The 23209-nt window shown below is 68.0% G+C and carries 23 protein-coding genes, 2 tRNA genes and 1 pseudogene; 10 read left to right on the top strand and 16 right to left on the bottom strand.

Going from position 1 to position 23209, the window contains the following annotated elements; all coding sequences use genetic code 11:
- Positions 1-14: 14 nt before the first annotated feature.
- The 4 genes and pseudogenes from helR to ACGFH6_RS21725 form a co-directional block, all read right to left on the bottom strand.
- Positions 15-2231, bottom strand: a complete 2217-nt coding sequence (gene helR / locus ACGFH6_RS21740) for an RNA polymerase recycling motor ATPase HelR (RefSeq protein ID WP_393386512.1) — start codon at positions 2229-2231, stop codon at positions 15-17.
- A gap of 156 nt (positions 2232-2387) precedes the next feature.
- A pseudogene (locus tag ACGFH6_RS21735) lies at positions 2388-2549 on the bottom strand (helix-turn-helix domain-containing protein); the annotation flags it as partial.
- Between the two features lie 4 nt (positions 2550-2553).
- Positions 2554-3165: an AAA family ATPase gene (locus ACGFH6_RS21730; RefSeq protein ID WP_393386510.1), complete on the bottom strand. Its 612-nt coding sequence runs from the start codon at positions 3163-3165 to the stop codon at positions 2554-2556.
- 135 nt (positions 3166-3300) lie between these two features.
- A complete protein-coding gene (locus ACGFH6_RS21725) occupies positions 3301-3915 on the bottom strand; it encodes a CGNR zinc finger domain-containing protein (protein WP_393386507.1) in 615 nt (204 codons plus the stop codon).
- Positions 3916-4059: 144 nt separating this feature from the next.
- On the opposite strand from ACGFH6_RS21725, the gene ACGFH6_RS21720 reads away from it, so the two are divergent.
- Together ACGFH6_RS21720 and ACGFH6_RS21715 are read left to right on the top strand one after the other, a co-directional pair.
- The gene (locus tag ACGFH6_RS21720) at positions 4060-4803 is read left to right on the top strand and encodes a metallophosphoesterase (protein ID WP_393386504.1); all 744 of its coding nucleotides are present in this window, start codon (positions 4060-4062) and stop codon (positions 4801-4803) included.
- A complete protein-coding gene (locus tag ACGFH6_RS21715; RefSeq protein WP_393386502.1) occupies positions 4803-5453 on the top strand; it encodes a LysE family translocator in 651 nt (216 codons plus the stop codon). The genes ACGFH6_RS21720 and ACGFH6_RS21715 overlap by 1 nt, the downstream gene beginning before the upstream one ends.
- 59 nt (positions 5454-5512) lie before the next feature.
- Here ACGFH6_RS21715 and ACGFH6_RS21710 read toward each other — a convergent pair.
- The 4 genes from ACGFH6_RS21710 to ACGFH6_RS21695 form a co-directional block, all read right to left on the bottom strand.
- Positions 5513-5594: transfer RNA gene (locus ACGFH6_RS21710), tRNA-Ser, on the bottom strand.
- The gene (locus ACGFH6_RS21705; RefSeq protein WP_393386499.1) at positions 5563-6180 is read right to left on the bottom strand and encodes a hypothetical protein; all 618 of its coding nucleotides are present in this window, start codon (positions 6178-6180) and stop codon (positions 5563-5565) included. Before ACGFH6_RS21705 ends, ACGFH6_RS21710 begins: the two co-directional genes overlap by 32 nt.
- Positions 6181-6531: 351 nt before the next feature.
- Positions 6532-6933 carry a VOC family protein gene (locus ACGFH6_RS21700; RefSeq protein WP_393386496.1) on the bottom strand — a complete coding sequence of 134 codons (402 nt, stop codon included), beginning with the start codon at positions 6931-6933 and terminating at the stop codon, positions 6532-6534.
- Positions 6934-7072: 139 nt separating this feature from the next.
- Entirely contained in the window at positions 7073-7636 is a 564-nt protein-coding gene (locus ACGFH6_RS21695; protein ID WP_393386493.1) for a dihydrofolate reductase family protein, read from the bottom strand.
- A gap of 472 nt (positions 7637-8108) precedes the next feature.
- Here ACGFH6_RS21695 and ACGFH6_RS21690 point away from each other — a divergent pair, with 472 nt between their 5' ends.
- Positions 8109-8432, top strand: a complete 324-nt coding sequence (locus ACGFH6_RS21690; protein ID WP_393386491.1) for a hypothetical protein — start codon at positions 8109-8111, stop codon at positions 8430-8432.
- 558 nt (positions 8433-8990) lie between these two features.
- Here the strand turns inward: ACGFH6_RS21690 and ACGFH6_RS21685 are convergent.
- Positions 8991-9149 carry a hypothetical protein gene (locus ACGFH6_RS21685; protein WP_393386489.1) on the bottom strand — a complete coding sequence of 53 codons (159 nt, stop codon included), beginning with the start codon at positions 9147-9149 and terminating at the stop codon, positions 8991-8993.
- 716 nt (positions 9150-9865) lie between these two features.
- Here ACGFH6_RS21685 and sigJ point away from each other — a divergent pair.
- Together sigJ and ACGFH6_RS21675 are read left to right on the top strand one after the other, a co-directional pair.
- A complete protein-coding gene (gene sigJ, locus ACGFH6_RS21680; RefSeq protein ID WP_393386487.1) occupies positions 9866-10807 on the top strand; it encodes an RNA polymerase sigma factor SigJ in 942 nt (313 codons plus the stop codon).
- A gap of 87 nt (positions 10808-10894) precedes the next feature.
- Positions 10895-11839, top strand: coding sequence for an NAD-dependent epimerase/dehydratase family protein (locus ACGFH6_RS21675; RefSeq protein ID WP_393386484.1), 945 nt, complete (start codon positions 10895-10897; stop codon positions 11837-11839).
- A 271-nt stretch (positions 11840-12110) separates the two neighbouring features.
- Here ACGFH6_RS21675 and ACGFH6_RS21670 read toward each other — a convergent pair.
- Positions 12111-12199: transfer RNA gene (locus ACGFH6_RS21670), tRNA-Ser, on the bottom strand.
- A 251-nt stretch (positions 12200-12450) separates the two neighbouring features.
- Between ACGFH6_RS21670 and ACGFH6_RS21665 the strand changes: the two genes are divergently transcribed.
- From ACGFH6_RS21665 to ACGFH6_RS21650, 4 genes are all read left to right on the top strand, one after another.
- On the top strand, positions 12451-13686 hold the full coding sequence (locus tag ACGFH6_RS21665) for an MFS transporter (RefSeq protein WP_393386482.1): 1236 nt from the start codon (positions 12451-12453) through the stop codon (positions 13684-13686).
- A gap of 153 nt (positions 13687-13839) precedes the next feature.
- Positions 13840-15057, top strand: coding sequence for an MFS transporter (locus ACGFH6_RS21660; RefSeq protein WP_393386479.1), 1218 nt, complete (start codon positions 13840-13842; stop codon positions 15055-15057).
- A gap of 68 nt (positions 15058-15125) precedes the next feature.
- A complete protein-coding gene (locus ACGFH6_RS21655) occupies positions 15126-15674 on the top strand; it encodes a hypothetical protein (RefSeq protein WP_393386476.1) in 549 nt (182 codons plus the stop codon).
- Positions 15675-15929: 255 nt separating this feature from the next.
- Positions 15930-16532, top strand: coding sequence for a gamma carbonic anhydrase family protein (locus tag ACGFH6_RS21650; RefSeq protein WP_393386473.1), 603 nt, complete (start codon positions 15930-15932; stop codon positions 16530-16532).
- On the opposite strand, the gene ACGFH6_RS21645 is transcribed toward ACGFH6_RS21650, so the two are convergent.
- A complete protein-coding gene (locus ACGFH6_RS21645; protein ID WP_393386470.1) occupies positions 16519-17517 on the bottom strand; it encodes a DMT family transporter in 999 nt (332 codons plus the stop codon). The two genes, ACGFH6_RS21650 and ACGFH6_RS21645, sit on opposite strands and share 14 nt — an antisense overlap.
- 83 nt (positions 17518-17600) lie before the next feature.
- Here ACGFH6_RS21645 and ACGFH6_RS21640 point away from each other — a divergent pair, with 83 nt between their 5' ends.
- Positions 17601-18512 (top strand): LysR family transcriptional regulator, encoded by a 912-nt coding sequence (locus tag ACGFH6_RS21640; protein WP_393386468.1) that lies wholly within the window; start codon positions 17601-17603, stop codon positions 18510-18512.
- Here ACGFH6_RS21640 and ACGFH6_RS21635 read toward each other — a convergent pair.
- The 5 genes from ACGFH6_RS21635 to ACGFH6_RS21615 all read right to left on the bottom strand — a co-directional run bounded on the left by ACGFH6_RS21635 (position 18499) and on the right by ACGFH6_RS21615 (position 23177).
- Positions 18499-19401: a sucrase ferredoxin gene (locus tag ACGFH6_RS21635; RefSeq protein WP_393386465.1), complete on the bottom strand. Its 903-nt coding sequence runs from the start codon at positions 19399-19401 to the stop codon at positions 18499-18501. The two genes, ACGFH6_RS21640 and ACGFH6_RS21635, sit on opposite strands and share 14 nt — an antisense overlap.
- Before the next feature lie 54 nt (positions 19402-19455).
- On the bottom strand, positions 19456-20700 hold the full coding sequence (locus ACGFH6_RS21630; RefSeq protein WP_393386463.1) for a cupin domain-containing protein: 1245 nt from the start codon (positions 20698-20700) through the stop codon (positions 19456-19458).
- Positions 20700-21152: a BatC protein gene (locus ACGFH6_RS21625; RefSeq protein WP_393386461.1), complete on the bottom strand. Its 453-nt coding sequence runs from the start codon at positions 21150-21152 to the stop codon at positions 20700-20702. The genes ACGFH6_RS21630 and ACGFH6_RS21625 overlap by 1 nt, the downstream gene beginning before the upstream one ends.
- Before the next feature lie 157 nt (positions 21153-21309).
- The gene (gene cobC / locus ACGFH6_RS21620; RefSeq protein ID WP_393386458.1) at positions 21310-22329 is read right to left on the bottom strand and encodes an Rv2231c family pyridoxal phosphate-dependent protein CobC; all 1020 of its coding nucleotides are present in this window, start codon (positions 22327-22329) and stop codon (positions 21310-21312) included.
- Between the two features lie 56 nt (positions 22330-22385).
- Positions 22386-23177, bottom strand: a complete 792-nt coding sequence (locus ACGFH6_RS21615; RefSeq protein ID WP_393386456.1) for a carbon-nitrogen hydrolase family protein — start codon at positions 23175-23177, stop codon at positions 22386-22388.
- Positions 23178-23209 lie beyond the last annotated feature (32 nt).

Below are 23209 nucleotides of genomic sequence, written 5' to 3'. Positions count from 1 at the left end.
CAATTCAAAGAGATTCAGCTAGTGAGGATTGTGAGTCGTTGGGTTGCCCGGGTCATGGCGACGTACCGGTCGACGGCACCCTCGATTCCTTCGCCGTAGGTGTCCGGGTCGACGAGGATGACCAAATCGAATTCGAGGCCCTTCGCCAGGACCGGTGTCAGTGAACGGATGCGTGCATCGACCGGCACCCCGGCAGGCGTCGTACCGTCCGCGGTGATCACGCACGCGACACCATCGGGCTGGCCGGCGAGCCAGCTCTCCAGGATCCCGCCGAGGTCGGCGATCGGACCATGGACGACCGGGTGATCGCCGTGGCGGATGGAGGTCGGGACGTTCGCGTCCGGCAGCGCCGCCCGGATCATCGGCTCGGCTTCGGCCATGACCTGATCCGGAGTCCGGTAGTTGACGGTCAACGTCGCCAGCTTGATCTGATCGAGTCCGACCCGCTCGAGCCGCTCCTGCCAGGACTCCGTGAACCCGTGCCGGGCCTGCGCCCGGTCCCCGACGATCGTGAAGCTGCGCGACGGGCAGCGCAGCAACAACATCTGCCACTCCGCATCGGTCAACTCCTGCGCCTCGTCCACCACGACATGCGCGAACGGCCCGGCCAACAGGTCCGGGTCGGCGGTCGCCAGCCCAGCCTCGTCGACGAGCGCTTTCACGAAGTCCTCGCCACGGAGCATCGACACCAGTCCGCCGCCGTACGCTTCGTCACCGGCCTCGATCAGGTTGTCGACCACGCCGGCCATCCGCTCCCGCTCGGCAGCCGCCGCAGCCCGCCGCCGACGCCGACGCCGGGATGCCTCCGGATCACCGAGCCGCTGCCGCGCGGCATCCAGCAGCGGCAGGTCGGACACCGTCCACGCCTGTACGTCGGACCGCTGCAGCAGCCTGACCTCCTCGGGCGAGAGCCACGGCGCGCACCTGCGCAGGTACGCCGGCACCGACCACAGATCTCCGACCAGGTCGTACGGATCGATCAACGGCCACGCCTTGTCGAACGTCGTCCGCAGGTCCTCGTTCTGCTCCAGCGACCGGCGTAGCAACTCCTCGGAGACGTCGTCGTCCTCGTACTCCTCCTCGTGCTTGTCGATCAGGATCGTGAGCAGTTCGTCCCAGACCTCGTCGCGCGCCAGGTTGTGCGGCGTACCGGGATCCGCGGCTCCGAACGCCTCGGCCCAGTTCGCCGTACTCAGATAGATCTCGGACCAGTGCGTCACCACTGTCATCGGCTTGGTCGGCGCCTCCTCGTACAGCCCGACGGCCGGCTCGATCGCCTTCACCATGCCGGCGGACGACTTCAGCCTGGCCACCTCCGGATCGGCCTCGGCAGGAACCGAAGCACCCTCGGGAACCAGGTCCCGCAGCGTGCAGGTCTGGACCCCGTCCTCGCCCAGGCTCGGCAGCACATCGCCGACGTACGCCAGGTACGGCTGGTGCGGACCGACGAACAGTACGCCGCCGCGCCGCTGGTCCAGCCGCGGATCCGAGTAGAGCAGGTACGCCGAGCGGTGCAGCGCGACGACTGTCTTCCCGGTGCCCGGACCGCCGTCGACAATCAGCGCACCTCGGGAGCCGGCCCGGATGATCGCGTCCTGGTCGGCCTGGATCGTGCCGAGAACGTCGCGCATCCGGGGCGACCGGCTGCTGCCCAGACTGGCGACGAACGCGGACTGGTCGTCGAGGGCGGCGGCGTGACGGGCGAACTCGTCGGCGGTGAACACCTCGTCCCAGTAGTCGGTGATCCGGCCGCGGGTCCAGCGGTACCGGCGGCGGCTGAGCAGGCCCATCGGGTTGCCGTGCGTCGCTCCGAAGAACGGCTCGGCCGCTGGGGAACGCCAGTCGATCAGCAGCCGGCGGCCGTCGCTGTCGGTCAGGCCGAGCCGGCCGATGTACACCGGCTGCTCGGGGTCGTCGGCGCTGACGATGTGACCGAGGCACAGGTCCAGCCCGAACCGCCGCAGGGTGCGCAGCCGGCTGGTCAGCCGGTGCACCTCGAGGTCACGGTCCATCGCGCCTTGACCGATGCCGCCGGCCTCTTTCCGGGTCTCGTCGAGACGGGCGGACAGTTCGGCGATCGACCGCTCCAGCGACTCCGCGATCGCCGCGAAGTGCTTGTCGTCACCGGCGATCAGCGCCGGTTCGGCTTTGGCAGTGAGGTTCTCGGGAAGGTCGAACGCACTGGTGGACAGGGTTTCTTCACCTCGAAGGTCCGAAGGATTAATGGCCACGGCCGACGATTGTGAAGCATCAACCGGGGCTTGCGGCAAGCCCCGGTCTGCGTTATAGATTAATAATGGAAGGGAGCATCTGCTCACCTTCCTTTTTTCTGCCCCCGGAAAGACTGGCCGGCTCCTGTGCCCGTGCGTACGCAGGGCCAGGCGCCGGCGGAATGCGCGGTTCATGGTCTCGGGAGTGCCGAAACCGCAGGTCTTGGCGATCTGCTCGATGGTCCTGTTGGTGGTCTCCAGAAGCCGGCATGCGGACTCGAGCCGAACGGCTTCGACGTAGGAGGGCGTCGCTCGGCCTACGCGGCGCCCACGCCGCAGACCGTCACCTCTCGGAGAGTCGTCCGTTCAAGCTCTGAGCGAGGGAGGGCCAAAATCGCTGTGCCCAGTCGAACCAGCTCTCATCCCCGGGCGGCGGGGAGGGCAGAAACGAACCGGAGAGCTCGTCCGCGTCGGGGACCTCGAACTGCTCTCTCCAGGGGTCGAGCTCAGCCTCGGCCATAGGGAATGTCTGCTCTGGCGTGTGTTTCCAGCGGTTCTGAATCCGGCGCCATTGCTCCTCGCGTTCCACAGGCAGGTACACGATCACACATGACGCTCCCACCGAAGCGGCCATCCAGCGCAGGGCGGAGCGCTCATCGCGCGACCAGAATCCGAAGTCAAGAACGACGCTGAGCCGCAGGCGCAGGGCATCGATGGCCAGTGCGACGAGCCGACCCTCCAGCAGCCACCGCTTGCCGCCGGGCTCCTGGTGACGGTCCTCTTGGCCGAAGAGGGACAGCGCCCAGTCGTCGGCAGTGAGCTGCAGGGCTCCGCGCTCCGCCGCCAGCTCCCGCGCTCGAAGCGTCTTCCCGGACCCGGGAAGACCCACCATCAAGAACAGTGTGGGCGCCTGACCCGCCTGCCCATCTCTCACAGTCGCCTGCATGTCGTCCATGGTGCCCGCCGCTACATCTCACAGGAGATGCTTCTGGCGGGCCACCACCCCTTGGAGCGGCCTGCGCGCCCCGCCTTCCTTGATCATGTCAGTCAGTCAGTTCGCCACTCCGGTCAGACTCGCGATCGTGGATGTTCAGGAGAGGGAGTCGCTGGCGGATTCATGGTGGTGACGCTTGTAGTGGCGGGCTGCTCGGGCTCGGTTGCCGCAGGAGGGTTTGCACCATTCCTGCCGGCCGTGGCTCTTGACGAAATAGCGTACGCAGCGTGGCGCCGTGCAGGATCGCAGGTGCGTGCGCTGTGGGCCGCTGAGGAAGTCGATGGCGGCACGGGCCAGGACTGCGACGAGCCGAACCTGTGCATTGTCCTCCGCCGACAGCAGGCGGGCGGTGGGGGCTCCGTCGGTGGGCCAGTTCAACTGAGGGGCAACCAACTCGCGGGCTGCGGCCGCGTTGAGCTGGGCTATCGCCTGGTCGGCGGGCATGAGGCGCTGCGCATCTGCTGGGCTCGGGGGAGCGGGGCTGACTGTCCGCGCGAACAACGCCCGTACGGCGCGCCGGAGCTCGATGATCCCGAGTCTGAGAGGTTCATCCGCTGTCAGATCGTCAGGCGAGACGTCCCCGGCCAGCAGCTCTGCCTGCGCGTGGATCCAGCGACTTGTTCCTTCGATCGTGGCGAGATCGTCGACGACACCACCCTGCCCGTCGTGGCGGATCGTGCTCGCCAGTTCCAGTGCCAGCCAGCGCTCCATTCGCCATCCCTTCCGTCGGCGCATCGTCGTCAAATCAGTTGATCAGCTCGCTCGCAGCAGTCTACGGTCTCTAACGGCAAACTGAAAACTTCCATTAGGGTCCGGGCTTCGGAGTTGTCCCGGCGATCAAGAGGAGACAGCGACATGACGGCTCTCTTTGCACAGATCAGCGACCTCCACCTGGACGGCAGCGATCGGGCGACCCGACGGGCCGTCCGCGTCATGGATTACCTGAGGGCTCTGCCCCGACAGGTTGACGCTCTGCTGGTCACCGGCGACATCGCCGATCACGGTGAGGAGGCCGAGTACGAGGAGGCGGCTCAGCTCCTGACCGCCGACTTCCCGGTGCTCACCTGTCCGGGGAACCACGACGCGAGGCCGGCGTACCGCAAGTCATTGCTCGGTGAGGCACCGAGCGACGGCCCGATCAATCAGGTTCACCACATCTCGGGCACGACCATCCTGATGTGCGACGTCACCATCCCGGGTCGCGATGAGGGCCGGCTGGACGACGAGACAATCGGCTGGATCGAGACCACCCTCAGCGCCCTCCCGCGAAACGCTCCGGCGCTGCTGGCTTTCCATCAGCCGCCGGTCGTGCTGCACCACCCTCTGGCGGACTCAGGCATGCTCGAACATCCCGGACAACTGGCCGGCCTGCTCGAAGCACATCCGCAGGTTGCCGCCGTCATCACCGGCCACGCGCACACCGCAGCAGCGTCGATCTTCGCCGCCCGGCCCCTGATCGTCGGGCCGGCGATCACCTGGACCTTGCGCCTGCCGTGGGAGGGCGACCAACCCGCAGACCTCGAGCAGCCGCCCGGCCTCGCTTTCCACATCCTCGACGACAACGCTCGCCTGACCACCCACTACCGCGTCGTCCTCTGATGTTGCTCGAACGCGCTGGAGCCATCGTGGTCCATCCCTACGCGGTCGCCGGATTTCTGGCGGCCGTCTTCCCCTTGATCGCCACTCCCGGAGCCAGCCTGGCGCTGCTGATCCACCATGTCACCGACAAAGGACGCCGCCAGGCCCTGCCTGTCATCCTCGGCACCGCCACCGGTCTGTACATCCACGCCACGCTGGCGATCGCCGGCCTGTCAGCCCTGGTCATGCGCTCGAGCCAGGCGTTCGCGGCCGTCAAGCTCGTCGGTGCCGCCTACCTCATCGGCTTGGCCCTGTGGACTTGGCGTTCCGCCAGGCTGCACTCCGTACCCACACCCTCGCGTCGGCGACTGCCGAAGCGGGTCGACTCGATCTACGCCCAAGCATTGCTCGCCAACGTCCTCAACCCGAAGGCGGCCTCGATCTACTTGACGCTGGTGCCCCAGTTCATAGCACCCCGCCAATCCTTCGGTGGCCAGATCCTCACCCTGGCCACTGCCCACGCGCTGCTGATCATGACCTGGCTGATGACCTGGACCTTCCTCATCCAGCGCGCCTCACGCACCCTCCAGAAACCCCGCTTCAAACAGGCAGTCGCCAGGACCACGTCCCTGGTACTCCTAACCCTCGGAATCCGAAGCGCCGCCACCTAGAGACCCAGCGCCAGTTGGGTGCGGGCCGGTTGATGTCACTTTCGCGAGGATTTGAGCGGAGGGTGTGGGATTCGAACCCACGAGGACGGTCACCCGCCCCTACCGGTTTTCAAGACCAAGCGGCCCTGCGGCTACTTGGCTGGCGCTGTACGTTCAGGTCGGCGAGCAGCCGATCCGGGTCGGCGCCGACGATCGGCACGAACAGGCTCGTGCCCAGCCGCCGTACTGTGCGCTGATAGCCCACGATGCGCCAGAAGCCGTAGAAGCGCCCGGCCGTCTCCCGCTCCTGCGCCCGCTGGACCTCGCCGGGGTTGCGCGGCGTGACACACAGCATCCACACGCCGCCGGACCGCCGGACGGCCAGCTCCTTCACCTCCGGCCAGGGCAGGTGCAGGGCTGGCCGGAGGATGCCGTTCGGCCGGAGGAAAAGGCCGCGGTTGTCCGCGCCCAGCAGCGGCGAGCCGGCCCTTCCGGCGGCGTCGAGGCAGGTCAGCACGTAATGCAGGGCGACCACGGCCAGCACTACGATCGTCACCCGCCAGGACCGGATCGCGATCAGGGACAGCACGGCGGCGATCGGCAGGTGGACGGTCAGCAGCTTGCGGTGGGTCAGCCGGAGTCCGTAAGCGAGCCGGCCGCTGCAGAGCAGGACCGGAAGATCATCTGGTATGCGAACGTACAGACTGGAGGTGTGCCGGGTGCCGTGGCGATCGGTGGAAGAAGCCATCAGCGCAGGAGGCTAGCAGGCGCCATTCATCGCGATCGACTGGTGGAGTGTCCAGACTGGAACGACCGCCCGCGCAGAGCAGCTCTCCGAGCCTGAACCACACTTCGTGAGTGACCACCAACGAGTACCCGGCAGGCACATAGAGGGCACAAGCTTGTGATCCGTAGCGGCAGGCAGCCCGATTGCGACCTGCTCGATTGCGCTCGGCCGGCCGACGACCAGGTGCTCACCGTCGCCGACTGTTGCAGGTCGTTTGGAGTCACACCGGGGTCAGTCCTGGCTGCCAGCAGAGCGCACGTGGCCCGGTGGATGCCCACGGCCGTGATCCGGCATGTGGGGCAGGTGGGGAGGTCAGCGGCACAAGCAGAAAGGGTTACCGTGCGGGTCGAGCATGACCCGGACGTGCTCCTGCGGCTGATCCTCGGCGAGACTCGCGCCTGCTTGGAGCGCCCACGCCACCGCCTCGTCGAGGTCATCTACGCCGATGTCGAGGTGCATTGTCGCGTTCTGACCGCCGGGCTTGCTCGGCCAGACAGGCCGCTCGTGCTCCTCGTCAGACTCGATGTTGATGCCGAGCAGCGTCGGCGCGACCTCGCCCTCAGGCGGGTGGAGCTGGACCCAACCGCCCCTCGGCCCTTCATCGACGATTCGCCAGCCCAGGAGCCGCTCATAGAACCTGGCCAGCCCCCCGGCGTGCGGAGCCGGTGCCGCCGTGATCGTGACCGCCCCAATCTGCATCCGCGGTCGCGTCATGCGAAGACCGTACTACGGACAAAGCTCCACGGCAGCGGCACGCGGCCGATCCACCTCAACGCCTCAGCGTCAGATTCTCCTTGTACAGAAGGAGAAACACGACACACCACTGGCACCGCACGGCACGCACAGGCACCGTTCAGCGCCTCGTCTCGTACCTGGTCAGGATCACGCCGCCGGGAAATGTCCGCGTCTCCACCAGGTTCAGGTTCACCCAGCTGTCCAGCGCGGTGAAGAACGGGGTGCCGCCGCCCACCAGCACCGGATGGGTGACGATCTCGTACTCGTCGACCAGCCCGGCCCGCATGGCCGCCCCAGCGAGCGTGGCGCCACCGACCCTCATCGGCTCGCCGTCGTCGGCCTTGAGCCGGGTGATCTCGGCTACGGCGTCGCCGGTGACCAGGCGGGTGTTCCAGTCGACCTTGTCGATCGTCGAGGAGAACACCACCTTCGGCGTGTCCCGCCAGTTCCGCGCGAACTCGATCTGCGCCGGGGTGGCGTCGGGCTGCTGGTCGCCGGTCGGCCAGTGGGAACTCATCGTCTCCCACAGCTTGCGCCCGTACATCAACAGCCCGATCGCCAACTCCTGGTCGAGCCACCACTGAAACAGCTCGTCGCTCGGCGCGCCCCAGCCGATGTCGTCGCCGGGCGCGGCGATGTAGCCATCCAGGGTCAGGTTCATGCCGTAGATCAGTTTCCGCATGGCGCCACGCCCTTCTGTCGGAGGGGTCGCATCTCATCACTCCTAGTCCCGGCGGCCGCGTCCGGGCCGCCGCTCACCACTGCTACGAACGCCCCACCTCGGATCCGACAGCCGGCGCAGAAATTCTCACCGAACAGTCGGTCTCGGGAGTCTAGATCGGCTCGGCGCAGGAAACTGATCACTGCGCGGTCTGAGTTCGGCGGTAGTCATTCGTGCTCGGTGCGCGCACCGTCGCCCACTCGGCCGACCAGGGCAACCCGCCCAGGCCGTATTGCTGAAGGAAGCTGGTGAGCTGGGTGCACCCCAGACTTCGGCGTCGAGCAGCGTCATTCCCGGCACGGGCCACGCCTCCTGCCGGCGAGGGTGCAGCCGCGTGGTGTCCATCTCGCTACGTAAACTGTTGGCTCGTATGCCCGTCTGGGATGTCTACGCGCACACTGACGGTTTCCCGTTCGACCCGAAGGACTGAGCCGTGCCCGACCGACCTGAGATTGTCTGCATCTGCGGCTCTACCCGGTTCGTGGACGAGATGCGCGCGGCGAACCGTGATCTGACCTTCGCAGGTGTCATCGTCGTCGCGCCAGGCGTCTTCCGGCCCGCCGAGGATCACGACGCAGACGAGTTGATCACCACCGAGCAGAAGACCGCGCTGGACGCCCTCCACCTGCGCAAGATCGACCTGGCTGACCGGGTTCTGGTCGTCAACCCAGGCGGGTACATCGGCGAGTCCACAAGCAGGGAGATCGCCTACGCCCAGGCCACCGGCAAGCCGATCTCGTTCACCGATCCCAGCTGACCAGTAGACGCTTCGTGGTGCGCGCGGGCAACGAGTCTCGGTCAGCCTCGGAGCGTGTTGCTAGAGGGTCTTCGAAGTCGTCGGGCGCAGCCTTGTGCTTGTGTCGCGTGACGTGATCTCAGATGAGACGTGGGCCGTGCCCGGGCCGTTGTTCCCGGGCGTGAAGGCCACGGGCCGCCCGCCTGTCGATCGGCCGGTGACCGCAGAAGGGTCTCGCATCTCGACTCCGGTTGCCGGCGCCTACCCACAGCCTCGGAGTTCCGGCGGCCTGGCCTGTCGCCGCCAACTCTCCCAGCTGTCCCCGTCAAGACCCATGGCGCTCGGCCTCAGAGCCCGCTTCTCGCAGTCGGTCGGCGGAGGGTGTGGGATTCGAACCCACGATGACGGTCACCCGCCATACCGGTTTTCAAGGCCAAGGCGTCCGCACGCTCCGAATGTTGCCCTGACCTGCGCAAACGCAAGGTCGCGAAGCTACAGCAACCCGCGCGTCTGCACGTATTTTGCACGGTCGCCTGAAAAATGTGCCCGCGAACGTTGCCCGTGCCCTCCGCATGCCCTTCAATTCTCGTCACCTGTGTCGCCTTCCACCGCCGATGACTTCTGTGCGCGCCGCTCTCGCTCCTCGCGTTCCCACTCTCGCTGCTGTTCGTCCTGCGACTTCAGCTCAGCGATGGTCTCGTCATATGCCAAGGCGAGGGCTTGCAGATCGGCCGACATGTCAGACGGCAGAGACCCCTCGCGAGGTACCCACCCAGCGCGTCGATCGCATCGGAGCAGGCCCGCCTGACAATCTGATGTGGCCAGAGATTGATGCTGCTCCACTGACTGATCTGGTCGGCGTATCCAAGCGCCCGTGACGCCGTGTCAACCACTCGGCGGAGATACGGATCGGGTAGCCGCAGAGAGAGTTGCTCAAGGTTGTTGAGTTCTCGCTCACAATGCGTGTAGGTACCCTCATCCCAGTTGGTCCCGACAGTTTTCGGTAGCTCAGCCCGGAGAACGACCAGGGCGTCAACGGCTCGCTCAGCGGCTTCACGGCCTCGGCGATGAAGATCTCTCCGCGATGTGCCGTGACGGCCTCGGCCTATCGAGACCTGCCAGCCCCACGCTGCGCTGGCAAGACCGCGGTGGAGGACACGTAGTCCCGACTTAGCTTAGACATGTGCGGCTGCATCTCGCGGGTTCTTGGGTCACTACACGACGGAAGACGGTGCTGTCGCTTGGGACACGCATCGTTCGAGAGACCCCTCGTTCGAGCTGAGGCGTTTAGCGATCTCAGGCCGCCGCCACGAGACTCACCGCACTCGTGGGTGTGGGGGGTCGTTCTCGGATCCGCTGAACCACGAGATTGCATGGTTCGTCACCGCATGTCGTCGAGTTCCAACGCACCCAAGCGCGGGTGCTCCTGGTAGCGGATCGGGTACGATCAGGTCGTGCCATTGACGGGGGCCGACGTCGACCGGTTCGAGTTGTCGAGGCCACGTCTGGAGGCCATCGCCTACCATCTCCTCGGCTCCGCGAACGAGGCACAGGACGTCGTGCAGGAGACGTTTCTGCGCTGGCACGCCGCCGACGTCGACCGCGTCGAGGTCCCGGAGGCGTGGCTGACGAAGGTGCTCACCAACCTGTGCCTCAACCGGCTCACGTCCGCGCGGGCACGCCGCGAGACCTACGTAGGCCGATGGCTCCCCGAGCCCCTGCTAGCCGGGGACCCGATGCTCGGCCCGGCCGAAACCGCTGAGCAGCGCGAAGCGGTCTCGTACGCGGTCCTCACTCTCCTGGAACGCCTGTCCCCCAACGAGCGGGCCGTGTACGTGCTGCGGGAGGCCTTCGACTATCCGCACCGGGAAATCGCCGAGATCCTGGACATCACCGAGGCCGCCAGCCAGCAGATCCTTCACCGCGCCAAGAAGCATGTCGCATACGGCAAAGCCCGCCGCGACGTCGACAGGGCGGGCGCCCGGCGAATCGTCGAGGAGTTCCTCGCGGCCGCCGCAAGCGGCCGGACCGATGAGCTCGTACGCCTGCTCACCAAGGACGCCATTTCCATAGGCGACGGCGGAGGGGAGGTTCCGGCACGCACCAAGGCGTTCGAGGGAGCCGTCGCGGTCGCGAGGTTCCTTCGGGGCATGTTCAGGCCGGACGGGGCCAAGCGCGCCGTCGTCGGTGGGTCGCCCGAGATATTTTCCTGGACCGCCAATGGCGAGCCCGCCGTGGTCGCCGTCGTGGAGGGCCGGGTCGTCGCCATCATGTGCCTGGAGGTCACCGCCGAGGGCATCGCTGCCTGCCGTACGCAGGCAAACCCCGACAAGCTCGAACGCGCGACCGAACAATGGGCGGCAGCCGACCACGGGGAACCCCTTCTCGTGATGTGACGTGTATTACATATGGCTCCTGTCAGGAAACGGCGGGCTGTCCGGTTCAGGTGACACATCCGGAACCGAACCGAACAGGAGCTAACGATGAGAGTGCTGGTTGCAGGAGCGACTGGAGCGATGGGTAGGCAGCTCGTGCCACGTCTGGTCGATGCGGGACACGACGTGTTCGCCATGATCCGCAAGGAGTCGGACAAGGCCAAGGTGTCGAAGCTCGGCGCGGTGCCGGTCATCGCCGATGCGCTCGATCGCGCGGCGGTCGATGCCGCCGTGCGCCAGTCGGCGCCGGAGGTGGTCGTCCACCAGCTGACCGCCATCGGGCATGTTGACCCCCGCCACATGGAACGCAGCTTCGCCGCCACCGACCGGTTGCGGATCGAGGGGACCGACAACCTGCTCGCGGCCGCACGCGCTGTAGGGGTTCGACGGTTCATCGCCCAGAGCAACGGCGGGTTCACCTATGCCCGGACGGGCGGGCCGGTCAAGACCGAACGGGACCCCCTCGATCCCGCGCCCATCCGCCCGATGGCGTCGATGATCTCCGCGCTCAAGCACTTGGAGGGGGCCGTGCTGGGCGCCGATTGGACCGAAGGGGTCGTGCTGCGCTACGGCGCCTTCTACGGACCCGGCACCTCCATGGCGCCAGGGTCCGAGCAGTTCGAGCTGATCCGCAAGCGCAAGTTCCCGGTCGTCGGCGACGGCGGCGGGGTGTGGTCGTTCGTCCACATCGCCGACGCCGCCGACGCCACGGTCGCAGCCGTGGAGAACGGTGGCCGCGGTGTCTACAACATCGTCGATGACGAGCCCGCCCCGGTCGCCGAATGGTTGCCGGAGCTAGCGGAGATGCTGGGCGCCAAGAAGCCGATGCGCGTACCGCGGTTCATCGGACGGCTGGCCGCTGGACCAGCCGGCGTCGTGCTCATGACAGAACTGCGCGGCGCATCCAACGCCAAAGCGAAGCGCGAACTGGGGTGGCACCCCGCACATCCCAGTTGGCGACAAGGCCTTTCGGGTAAGCGAGCCGTGCGGTGATCGGTGTCCTCGTCCGGAGCGAAACCGACTTCGCGACGGACGGGGACGCCGTGAAGCCCCGCCCCTATGTTCCAGCCCTCACGAGCCGAGTCGCGAGGGGCTGGAACATAGGGGCGTCGGCCATTGCACGGATTCTGCACGGCCAACCGAAACTAACCGATCGCAATCGGACAAGGCCAGACTCAGCCGGACACCTGCCAGCCCGAACTACAGCGGTGTGTTTCCGCAGGTCAGGGCCACTATCGGGACGAGATGAGCGGAGGATGTGGAGCGGAGGGTGTGGGATTCGAACCCACGAGGACGGTCACCCGCCCTACCGGTTTTCAAGACCAGCGCACTCGGCCACTATGCGAACCCTCCAGGCGACGTGGTCGCCGATCGTCGAGGATAGCAATGCGCGTGCGGGGGCGGGGGCTGGCCGGTAGGGTCTCGCCAGAGGCGGACGGGCCGCCTGGGGTACGGACGGAGGTGAGGGCAATGTCTCGGTCGTTCGAGGACATGGCACACACCGTCCGGTCGGCGCGCTGATCTGCCGCTGACCGGGCCGGTTGCCGGCGTCGGAGTGACGTCGGTCGTTCCGGTTGTTCCGTCATGCCCTCTGGAGCTCTCGTATGCCTTCCCTCCGTACGTTCCTGCTGCCGTCCGAGCTCGGATCCGACTTCCGCAAGATCTGGCCGGCCGCGATCATCTCGAACCTCGGCGACGGCGCCATGCTCGCCGCCGGGCCGTTGCTGGTCGCATCGATCACCACCGAGCCGGCCGCTGTCGGTGCGGCCGCGTTCATCCAGCAGTTGCCCTGGCTGCTGTTCGCCCTGTTCAGCGGTGCTCTCGTCGACCGGCTCGACCGCCGGCTGATGATCGTTGCCGCTGACACCTTTCGCGCGATCGTCATCGGTGCCCTCGGTGCCGCCGTACTGCTCGGCACCGCACCCCTGTGGGCGATCTACGTCGCCCTCTTCCTCCTCGGTACGGCGGAGACGCTCGCCGACAACGCATCCGGTGCACTACTGGTGGACGCCGTACCGAAAGCGCATCTGGGCAAGGCGAATGCGCGCCTGTTCGCCAGTGGCACTGTGCTGCAGCAGCTCGGTGGTCCGCCGCTTGGGGCATTGCTGTTCGCGGTCGGGGCCGGCGTACCGCTCGTGTTCAACGCCGTCACCTTCGGCGCCGCGGCCGCTCTGATCGCGCGAGTCGCCGTACGTCCGCTGCCGACCGAGTCCGCGGGTACGGCGATCTGGGCCGAAGTACGCGAGGGAGTCCGCTGGCTGTGGCAGCACGCGGGCGTACGGACGTTGGCGTGCTCGATCCTGGTCATGAACATCACCTTCTGCGCCGCGTTCGCGACCTGGGTGCTGTACGCGCGGGAGCGGCTAGGTCTGACCGAGACGCAGTTCGGCCTGCTGGTGTCGGTCGGAGCGATCGGCGGCGTCCTCGGCATGCCGGTGTATCACGTGCTTGAGCCGCGGGTCGGCTCACTGACCCTGCTGCGCGCCGGACTGGTCATCGAAACGACGGTCCACCTCATCCTGGCGCTCACCCGGAGCCCGTGGGTGGCCGGCGCGACCATGGCGGTGTTCGGCGTGCATGCGGTGGTGTGGGGCATCGTGTCGACCACTGCGAGGCAGCTGGCGACGCCAGAGCCGCTGATGGGCCGGGTCAACAGCGTGTACCTGCTGGCGTCGGTTGGTGGCGCTGCGATCGGCTCCGCGCTGGGTGGCGTACTCGCGCAGCGGTTCGGACTGGCTGCGCCGTTCGCGGCTGCCTTCGTGGCGATGGTGCTGATGACGGCCGTCGCGTGGCGGCCGCTACGACACGTGTCCGTACGTCGGGTGGTCGCGGCGGACTGAAGGCGCGGAAAATGGCTAGTGGCGCTCGGCAAACGTTTGCTACTGTTTTCGGCCGAGAGAGCCCCAACTGTAGTCAGGGGAACGCCCCTGGTGGAGTGGTCTCGTAGCCAGCGCTGCGAGTGGGCCGAGTCGATGCGATCGGAGCACTCTGTCATGCCTACAGCCACGTCCCTCGGCCTCCCGAACGTCCGCGGCCGCGTACCGCTGCTCGCCGGTCTGGCGATCGACTCGTTCGGCGGCGGCTGCGCCGGACCGCTCCTGCTGCTGTTCTTCGTGCGGGTCGTCGACATCCCACTCGGGACGGCGGGAGTCCTGCTGACCGTCGCCACGCTCTTCTCGATCGCAGCACCGGCCGCAGTGGCTGTGGTGATCGACAAGGTCGGGCCACGGAACCTGGTGGTGGGCGCACAGTTCGCGCAGGGGCTCGCGTTCACCGGCTTCTTCTTCGGCCGCTCGGTGTGGCTCGTGTTCCTGTGCGCACTGTTGACGACCACCGGCCAGCGCGTGTTCTGGTCCGCGATCTTCAGCCTGCTGGCAGATGTCGCCGACCAGGGCGATCGGGACAGGTGGTTCGGGCTCGGAGGCATGATGCAGGCCGCCGGGTTCGGCCTCGGCGCGCTGGCAGCCGGAGCACTGCTGGCCATCGGCGGCGATGCGCCGTTCCTGATCGCGATGGCGGTCAACGCGGTGACGTTCTACCTGGCCGGCTTCCTGCTGCTGCGTCTGAACCCGGCTCACCACCAGCGCGCCGTTCAGGACACCGGACCGGCGCCGCTGCTGCGCAAGGACAAGGCGTTCCTGGTGCTGATCGGCGCCAACACGTTGCTAGCCCTCTGCACGATGCTGCTGGGAGTCGGACTGCCGGTGTACGTCGCTGAGGCGTTGCCGGCACCCAAGTGGTTGATCGGTGTCTTGCTGGCCGCGGTATCCGTCGTACTGGCGACCGGACAGACCCTGGTGGTGCGGCATACCGAGAAGCGTCGCCGTACCAACGTGATCATCGTTGCCGGGGTGGCGTGGGCGGTGTGGGGGCTGCTGATGGCCTCACTGCTGCACGTTCCGACCGCATTGGTCGTGCCGGGGTTGATCCTGGCGACCGCGGTGTTCGCCTTTGGCGACGTACTGCACGCGGCGACCGGCAATGCGCTGGCGGCAGCGGTGGCGCCGGTGGTGGGGAACGGGAAGTACCTCTCCTACTGGCAGTACTCCTTCACCTTCGCCAGCATCCTGGCGCCGGCGTACTTCGCTCAGCTCTTCGAGGTCCAGCACGAGCTGCCGTGGCTGGGCATCTCCGCCCTGGCCCTGATCGCGGCTGCCACGATCCTCATCCTCGACCGGGTCTTCCCCCACTCGACCACCCAGCGCCAGTAACACCCACGTACCTGTCGGTGGCCGGTGATAGGCCAGACAGGTAAGTGTTCCTCGAGGTGAGGAGAGTCATGCGGTGGACAGAGCTGGAGTCGAATCAGCCGCGGTTGGCTGAGCTGGGGCGTGACCGGCTGCTCGGGCCGGGCGTCGTACTCGTCGGGACCGTCCGACGCGACGGCACACCACGCATCAGCCCGGTGGAGCCGTGGATCATGGCCGGAGATCTCTGGCTGTCGATGATGTGGGGCTCGACCAAGGCGAAGGATCTCGGCCGGGATCCGCGCGTCCTGGTGCACAGCGTCATCACCGGTCGCGACGGCAGCGAGGGCGAGTTCAAGGTGCGCGGACAAGCGCGCGGCGAGGACGACGAGTCGGTGCAGCGCCAGTACGCCGAGGAGGTGGCGGCCGGCCTCGGCTGGCGACCTGAGCCGGGGCGGTTCCACCTGTTCGCGGTGGACATCTCCGACGTCACCTTCGTCCGGTACGTCGAAGCCACCGGCGACCAGTTCGTGACGCGCTGGCCGGCCGGACGCGAGTTCGTACGGCGCGGGACCGGAGCGACCACGGTCGGCGACCCCGAGCCACATCAGGACCTGCTCCGACCTACCACGGAGAGTTGAGCGAGCCCGGTTGTCGTCTGGCGTCAACGGTCCGACGCGCCGCAGTTGCAGGCAATCGAACATCTGTTCTAATGTTTTCCCAGTTCGCGGTTCTCCACCCCGGACGTCCGGCCGGCCGAACCTCCCACCTCCGATGTGGACCGGCTCTCCGGACACCGCCGCCCGGGTAGTGAGGGCCCGGGCTGTGGAGATCCGCACACGATCGGGTACAGGCTCACGAAGGACAGGTGATGCTCAACGGAGGGACAGCGATCGATGCTGCTCGAACACCGCGGCCGACGACCGGTCGTGCCCGAATCCGCTTATGTCGCACCATCCGCAGTCCTCTGTGGCGCCGTCGTTCTGGGCGAAGGCAGCAGAGTCCTGCACGGTGCCGTACTGACCGCGGAGAACGGTGAGGTCCAGGTCGGTGCGAACAGCGTGGTGATGGAGAACGCCCTGGTGCGCGGCCGGGCGAGTCATCCCACCCTGCTCGGCGACGCGGTCCTGGTAGGTCCCCATGCACACGTCAACGGCGCCACGGTCGAGGACGAGGTCTTCATCGCCACGGGCGCCGCGTTGTTCCCCGGTTCTGTCGCCGGCGCGGGCGCGGAACTCCGGATCAACAGCGTGCTGCACGTGAACTCGCGCCTGGAACCCGGCACGGTCCTCCCGATCGGATGGATCGCCGTCGGCAACCCGGCCCAACTCTTCGCCCCCGATCGGCACGAGGAGTTCTGGCCCATCCAGCGCGACCTGGACTTCCCCGGCACCGTCTACAACGTCCCCCGCGGAACGCCGATGCGCGACATCATGAGCCGCCAATCCACCTTCTACGGCAGCCACCTGTCGGACCGGGAGCTACCTAACCCGGACTGAGTACGCCCGGCTGTTCGGTCGACTGTGGTGGGCTTGGACGGTGGGGCGCGGAGGTGCGCTCTGCGCCCATGCCGGCCAGGACGACGAAGGCGATGCCGAAGACGGGGAGCAGGCCTGGCAGCTGATGAAGGATGAGCCAACCGACGAGGAGGGCCAGCGCCGGTTCCAGGCTCATCAGTGTGCCGAACACGCCTGCGTCCAGGCGGCGCAGGGCCAGGTACTCCAGGGTGAACGGGATGACCGGGAGCAGGAGTGCCAAACCGAAGCCGATGGCGACCAGCTCCCAGGTCATCAGCGGGATCGTGCTCGACCCGGCGACGACTGTCGCGACCACGGCAGCGACCGGGATGGACACGCCCAACCCCTGAAGGCCGGAGACGTTGTCACCCACGTGCTGGGTGAGCAGGATGTACGCCGCCCAGCAGACCGCTGCGCCCAGTGCGAACAAGACGCCGAGCACATCCAGCGACCCGCCGACCGGCACACCCGCGGCCGAGCCATGCGCCGACGATGCGGAGCCGCCCACGAACCGCCACGGCTGGGTCAGCAGCATCACCCCGACGAACGCCAGTGCAGGCCACACCAGCCCGGCCCGCCTTCCCCCGAGGCCGCGTAGCCCGGGGATCGGGACCGCGGCGGTTTGCCGCGCGTTGCGTACGACGGCGACGCTCAACGGGCCGAGGAACTCCAGGGCGCTGGCCACGCCGAGCGGAATCCGGGCGGCCGCTGCCATGAAGAGAAGCGTCACGCCGCCGGTTGCGATCCCCAGGCCGACGGCAGCGAGGAGGGAGCGGCGATCGAACGAGCGGAGGCGGGGACGGAACAGGATCAGCACGATCACAGCCGCGAAGGACAACCGCAGCCACGCCGCGCCCTCGGGGCCGAGGCGGTCGAACAGACCGACCGACACGGAGAGGCCGAGCTGGACGCAGCTCATCGACATGACGGCGAACGCCACGCCGGTGCGGCTCTCACGGGTGCTCATGCACTCCAGTGAAGCTCGGGAATCCGTTCGCGTCCACGTGAGAATCATGGACATACCGTTCGGGATCACTGAACAATGGAGCCATGGATGTACGCCGTCTCGAGCTCCTGCTGGCGTTGTCCCGGCTGGGGTCCATGCGTGCCGTGGCGGAGACCCTCGGCGTGACCACCTCGACTGTCTCCCAGCAGATCGCGGCGCTCGCCCACGAGGTCGGCACACCGCTGCTGGAGCCCGACGGACGCCGCGTCCGACTCACCCCGGCCGGCCAGCGACTCGCCGGGCACGCGGTCGACATCGTCGCCGCGGTCGAGGCAGCCCGTGCTGACCTCGACCCCTCGGCCAAACCGGCCGGAACGGTTCGCGTGGCCGCGTTCCACACCGCGGTCCGGGACACAGTGCTGCCCGTCGTCCAGCGGCTCGCCTCCGCGCATCCCGACGTACGGCTGGAGATCCAGGAGCAGGAGCCGCCCGAGGCGTTGACGCTGCTCGAGCGAGATCAGGTCGATCTCGCGGTGAGCTACGACTACAACCTGGCACCTGCGAGCGTCGACCCTGGCCTCGAGATCACCAGGCTGTGGCAGGCGACGTGGGGACTCGGAGTACCCTCGCGCTCCCGGCGTACCTCGGGAACGGCGGCGGAGGTGGCCGCTGCGTTCGCGGACAGCGACTGGATCGTGAACTCCCGCCACGCCGGGGACGAACAGGTCGTGCGCGCGATCGCCTCGCTGGCGGGCTTCGAGCCGCGCATCACGCACCGCGCCGACAGCCTCCCGCTGGTCCGGGACATGATCGTCGCGGGCCTCGGCGTCGCGCTGCTGCCGACCGGCAGCCTGAAGGCCCCGGGCATCTCGGTACGCCGGTTGCGTGATCCGGTGCCGATGTTCCGTACGTACACACTGACCCGCCGCGGCCGAGGCGGATGGGCTCCGCTCGCCTTGGTCCGCGGCCTGCTCGAACAGCAGCGGCGAGCCCCGGACGCGGTCAGCTGGACGTGATGCTGTGCAACTGGAAGCGGCGGACCGTGGCCGGCGCGGTGCCCGCACACGTCAGCTTGGCGTCGACCGTGTCCAGGTGCGCCGACACCTCGACGGTGACCAGACCGGCGTCGGGCAACGCGAGATCCACCTGCCAGTGATGCCCGGCCAGTTCACGAACAGCTCTGGGACGAAGCTCGTCGACGAGGAGTGAGTGGCCACCAGCGCGAGCGAAGTGTTGCGCGGCCTGGACCGGTGGGACGAACGCACCCGAGCCACGCAGCAGATCGGGCACCACACGTCCCTCGTCGTGATGCTTGGCGAGCTCGACCGCGCGAGCAACCGGAACATGTCCGTAGAACAACCCCTGCGGCAGTACGACGACGTTCGCGGCGAACCGGTCGCCTCCGACGTGGCTGCACTCCCACGTCCGCTCCGGATACGCACCGGCCAACGCAGCCGCAACAGGCCGGCCACGTACGGCGCAACACGCGTCGTGCCGTCCGTGCGTGCAGACGAGGTACACCGGCTCACGACTGACCGGTCCTGGCTCAGCGTCGCCGCGCAGGACGTGCAGCAGATGCTCGTCCGACGGAAGGTCGCCCCACCGGACCGACTCGCGCCCCGGCCGGCAGTCGGCCAGCGCGTACCGGCGTGGAGCCGATCGGTCCAACCGTCCGTAGCGTCTGATCAGCGCGGGCCGGTACCCCAGCTGCCGGCAGAGCCGCGTGACCTCCGTCCCCACTCCCTCGGGCCGGAGGGCGGCCAGAGCGTCCCGCGGCCAGGCGACACGGGATTCGATCAGCAGCCAGCGCTCCGCGGGTGGTGCGGTCGCGACCAGCGAGTCGCCACGGCGGTCCGCCATCGCGGCACAGCCCGTGTCGGCCCGGTAGCGACCGTCAATCACCACGCCAGCCATGCTCACCCCACGTCACCGTTGCCCTCCGCAACTACCGGCTGTAGTTTACGCGTCGGCGACGAGGACGGCTTCGGTGAGGAGTCGACGGACGAGGACGAGCTGGTCCGCCTCGTCGAGACCGGGCAGGTCGCCGACCTTGTGGTCGCTCCCTGCGCACAGTTGCACGACAGCATCGCCGGTGACTGCGGGTAGCGTGATCGTCCGGTCCGGCAGTTGCAGCACGACCGGATCCCCGACCACGACACGGCAGCGCAGACCGGTCCGGAGGCGGACCGTCGTACCCACGGCCAAAGAGGCGATGGAGGCGGCGTGCGCCAAGGGTCCGAGTGGCGCGGGGCGGTTGGCAGCCCAGGTACGGCGCCGGAGCCGGGCAGCCAGGTCCTCCGCAGTCGTCGACCGGATCTGCTGGGCGAAGAGGTCCGCCACCTCGGGCAGGACCGCTCTGAGTTGCTCCGGGTCGCCCGGATCGAATCCGAGTGGCAGAGCACGGCGGAGCGATGGCTCGTTCGCGGCGGCCGCGGCAAGCTCCTGCGCGAGCAGGTAGCGAGTCATGGTGTGCAGTCCGACCGTCAGATGCGCACTGACCCCGCCCAGAGCCTTGGCCGAGTGCAGGAACCCCCGCGGTACGTACAGCGCGTCACCGGGCCTCAGCACCTCATCAACGACCGGTGCCTTGTCACGAGCCGCGGCTGCGACCGCTTGGGAGTGGTCCGTCCACGGCTGGTTGCGGAGTGGATCCACATGCACCGGCTCATGGACGGTCCAGTGCTTCTCGCCCGCCAGCTGCAGCACGAACACATCATGGACGTCGTAGTGCGCGGAGAACCCCTGTGACTCGGCAGGGGTGATGTAGGCGTTGATCTGCACCGGGTGACCCGCGTCGACGGACAGCTGGGTGGAGAAGTCGACCAGAGCGGGCCAGGTGCGGTGCAGGGCCTGCAGTACGACGGTGTGGCCGCTCGCGAACAGCGCAGCGACCTTGTCGTCGCGGATCTGGTCGGCGATCTCCGCCCCGACGCCGCCCGAACCGGTGAACTGCCCATCGCCGACGACCGCACCGTTCTTGGCGATCCGCAGGAACGGCGTGCGGAGGCCGCGGCGCGACAGCAGTTCGTCCGCAGCCTCCAGGCTGAACAGGTCGTCGTGCGGCGCGGGCAGATCCGGGCCGTGGGACAGCAGAGCCCGCGAACCCCAGTAGGAGGTCGCGAACTCGTCCAGATCACCTGCCACACAGCGCCGGAGAGCCGGACGCTCGTCAGGCTGCGAACCGGCTCCCGGCACCGTCGTCATCAACTTCCAGAACCTCCACTGGCTCCGCCGTCGGCACCACCGTCGGTCGCGTTGGAATCGGCACCGCCGTCCGCCGGACCCTCGCCACCTCCAGCACCACCATCCGCACCGCCGTCAGCTCCGCCGTCACTCATGCCAGGTGAGGCTCCGCCGTCCGCAGGTCCCTCACCGCCGCCGGTGCCACCATCCGCGCCACCATCGGCGCCGCCGTCACTCACGCCGGACGATGCTCCACCGTCTGCCGGTCCTTCGGCGCCGCCCGCGCCACCATCCGCACCGCCGTCACTCATGCCGGCCGTCGCACCGCCGTCCGCCGGTCCCTCAACGCCTCCGGCACCACCATCCGCACCGCCGTCGGCACCGCCATCCGTCCCACCTACGGTCGCGCCACCGTCCGCCACACCTTCGCCCCCTTCGGACGAGGTCGTCATGTCGTCGTCGTTCAGACCCATCGTGCTGCTCCCTTCGCGAATGGCCAGATGAGTGCCGGAGGGGCGAGCACGGCACTCTGCGACCATCCTGTGCGCAAAGTGCAGGTGGACTAAACCCCGCGCGGGTTACAGCGGCCAATCGGTTTCGACGGCGAACGCCGTACAGCTCCGAACGGGGTCAGGTCGTCAGGTCGCGCCACACCTTCGCGAAGGCGTCAGTGACGTCCTCCGGCCGGACGGCGATGCGCAGCCAGTCCGGTCCGAGGCCCGGGAACGTGTCACCCCGACGGACCGCGAATCCACGCTCTCGCAGGGATTCCCGCAGTACGGCGCCTCCCTCGACATGCACCAGGACGAACGGTCCGCGCGGCACACCGTACGTCGGAACCGGACCGAGACTGTCGAGCAGATGGGAACGGTGCCGGTCGATGTCCAGCGCGGCCTGAGCGGCTTCGGCGACGGCACGCTCGTTGCTGCAGGCAATAGCGGCGGCGAGAGCAGGAGTGGACACCGGCCAGTGTGGCTGCACAGCGGCCAGTTGTTCGACCAACCCGGCTGCCGCAAGCACACAGCCGACCCGCAGGCCCGCGAGTCCCCACGTCTTGGTCAGGCTGCGGATCACGACCAGACCGGGGATCGAGGCACCGGCCAGCGACTCCGGCTCACCCGGTACGGCGTCCATGAACGCCTCGTCGACCACCAGGATCCGGTCCGGCCGGGCCAGCTCGCGCAGGTCGTCGGCGCGGTGCAGTACGGACGTCGGGTTGGTCGGATTGCCGATGACGACGAGGTCAGCGTCGGCAGGGACAGCTCGCGGATCCAGGACGAACCCGTCGGCCGGCCGCAGTACGACGCGGTCGACCACGTGCCCGGCCGACCGCAGCGCAGCCTCGGGCTCGGTGAACTGCGGATGAACAACGACCGCATGCCGCGGCCGAAACGCGCGAGCGATCAGCACGAATGCCTCCGCCGCCCCGGCGGTCAGCAGCACCCGGTCAGGCGAGACACGGTGCCGCGCGGCAACCGCTGCCACCGCTGCGTCCTGTCTCGGGTACGCCGCCAGGTCGCTCAGGCTGGCTGTGATCTCCTCGACCAGCCAGGCGGGCGGAGTGCCGGCCCGCACGTTGACTGCGAGGTCCACCAGCCCGTCCCCGACCTCGAGGTCCCCGTGATGATCCAGATCGAACCCATCCGCCACCCCAGGAGGCTAACCCGCTCGCAGCGATTCCGGCCGGGCAGTCCGCGCACCGGGCGTCAGCGGGGGCTGACGGTGTAGCGACGGTTCAGCAGCGACGGGTTGCGCCGCCGCACGTCGGCCAAGCGGTCGGCGGACACCTCAGCCACGGCGTACCCGTCTGCCTCGCCCACTGCGGTGAGTGCGACGCCCTGCGGGTCGATGACCTGGCTGAGGCCGCAGTACTTCTTGCCGTTCTGGGCGGCGGCTGCCACGTAGCAGGTGTTTTCCACAGCCCTGGCCGTGAGCAGAGTGGTCCAGTGGTGCTCCTTGAGCGGTCCGCGAACCCACGCGGCCGGTACGACGAGGACCTCGGCGCCGGCGTCGACCAGTGCGCGGGACAGCTCGGGAAAGCGCAGGTCGTAGCAGGTCATCAGGCCCAGCGAGCGCCCAGCGACCTTCACCACGACTGGTGCGACATCGCCCGGGGTCAGTTGGTCCGACTCCTTGTAGCCGAACGCGTCGTACAGGTGGATCTTCCGGTAGGCGCCCAGCAGCGAGCCGTCGGCGCCCACCGCCAGGAGCGTGTTGTACGGCCGGTGCTGGTCGCAGCTGCGCTCGAACATCCCCGCGACGATCGCCACGCGGTGCTCCAGCGCGCACTTGCGCAGTGTGTCCACGAACTCGCCGTCGAGCGCCTCGGCGGCCTCCGCGACCGATCCGCCCTCGACGGCGAAGTCGGCCATGATCGCCTCAGGCAGCACGATCAGGTCGGGCTGGTCCCGCGCCGCATCGGCGACGACGCGCGTCACCAGGTCGCGGTTGGCGGCCTTGTCGTTGCTGCTGGAGGTCTGCACCACGGCGATCTTCACCCCTCCATGGTGCCGCAGAAGATCCGGACTTG

The organism is Kribbella sp. NPDC049227, assembly GCF_043197265.1.
Lineage (GTDB): Bacteria > Actinomycetota > Actinomycetes > Propionibacteriales > Kribbellaceae > Kribbella.
Note: the sequence above shows the minus strand (reverse complement) of the source record. Positions and strands in the feature narration are given on the sequence as shown.

Coding starts and splice junctions, on each gene's coding strand:
- ACGFH6_RS21730 (WP_393386510.1), bottom strand. CDS start 3,165: ATGGACGACATGCAGGCGACTGTGAGAGATGGGCAGGCGGGTCAGGCG.
- ACGFH6_RS21725 (WP_393386507.1), bottom strand. CDS start 3,915: ATGGAGCGCTGGCTGGCACTGGAACTGGCGAGCACGATCCGCCACGAC.
- ACGFH6_RS21720 (WP_393386504.1), top strand. CDS start 4,060: ATGACGGCTCTCTTTGCACAGATCAGCGACCTCCACCTGGACGGCAGC.
- ACGFH6_RS21715 (WP_393386502.1), top strand. CDS start 4,803: ATGTTGCTCGAACGCGCTGGAGCCATCGTGGTCCATCCCTACGCGGTC.
- ACGFH6_RS21705 (WP_393386499.1), bottom strand. CDS start 6,180: ATGGCTTCTTCCACCGATCGCCACGGCACCCGGCACACCTCCAGTCTG.
- ACGFH6_RS21700 (WP_393386496.1), bottom strand. CDS start 6,933: ATGACGCGACCGCGGATGCAGATTGGGGCGGTCACGATCACGGCGGCA.
- ACGFH6_RS21695 (WP_393386493.1), bottom strand. CDS start 7,636: ATGCGGAAACTGATCTACGGCATGAACCTGACCCTGGATGGCTACATC.
- ACGFH6_RS21685 (WP_393386489.1), bottom strand. CDS start 9,149: ATGTCGGCCGATCTGCAAGCCCTCGCCTTGGCATATGACGAGACCATC.
- ACGFH6_RS21675 (WP_393386484.1), top strand. CDS start 10,895: ATGAGAGTGCTGGTTGCAGGAGCGACTGGAGCGATGGGTAGGCAGCTC.
- ACGFH6_RS21665 (WP_393386482.1), top strand. CDS start 12,451: ATGCCTTCCCTCCGTACGTTCCTGCTGCCGTCCGAGCTCGGATCCGAC.
- ACGFH6_RS21660 (WP_393386479.1), top strand. CDS start 13,840: ATGCCTACAGCCACGTCCCTCGGCCTCCCGAACGTCCGCGGCCGCGTA.
- ACGFH6_RS21655 (WP_393386476.1), top strand. CDS start 15,126: ATGCGGTGGACAGAGCTGGAGTCGAATCAGCCGCGGTTGGCTGAGCTG.
- ACGFH6_RS21650 (WP_393386473.1), top strand. CDS start 15,930: ATGCTGCTCGAACACCGCGGCCGACGACCGGTCGTGCCCGAATCCGCT.
- ACGFH6_RS21645 (WP_393386470.1), bottom strand. CDS start 17,517: ATGAGCACCCGTGAGAGCCGCACCGGCGTGGCGTTCGCCGTCATGTCG.
- ACGFH6_RS21640 (WP_393386468.1), top strand. CDS start 17,601: ATGGATGTACGCCGTCTCGAGCTCCTGCTGGCGTTGTCCCGGCTGGGG.
- ACGFH6_RS21630 (WP_393386463.1), bottom strand. CDS start 20,700: ATGACGACGGTGCCGGGAGCCGGTTCGCAGCCTGACGAGCGTCCGGCT.
- ACGFH6_RS21625 (WP_393386461.1), bottom strand. CDS start 21,152: ATGGGTCTGAACGACGACGACATGACGACCTCGTCCGAAGGGGGCGAA.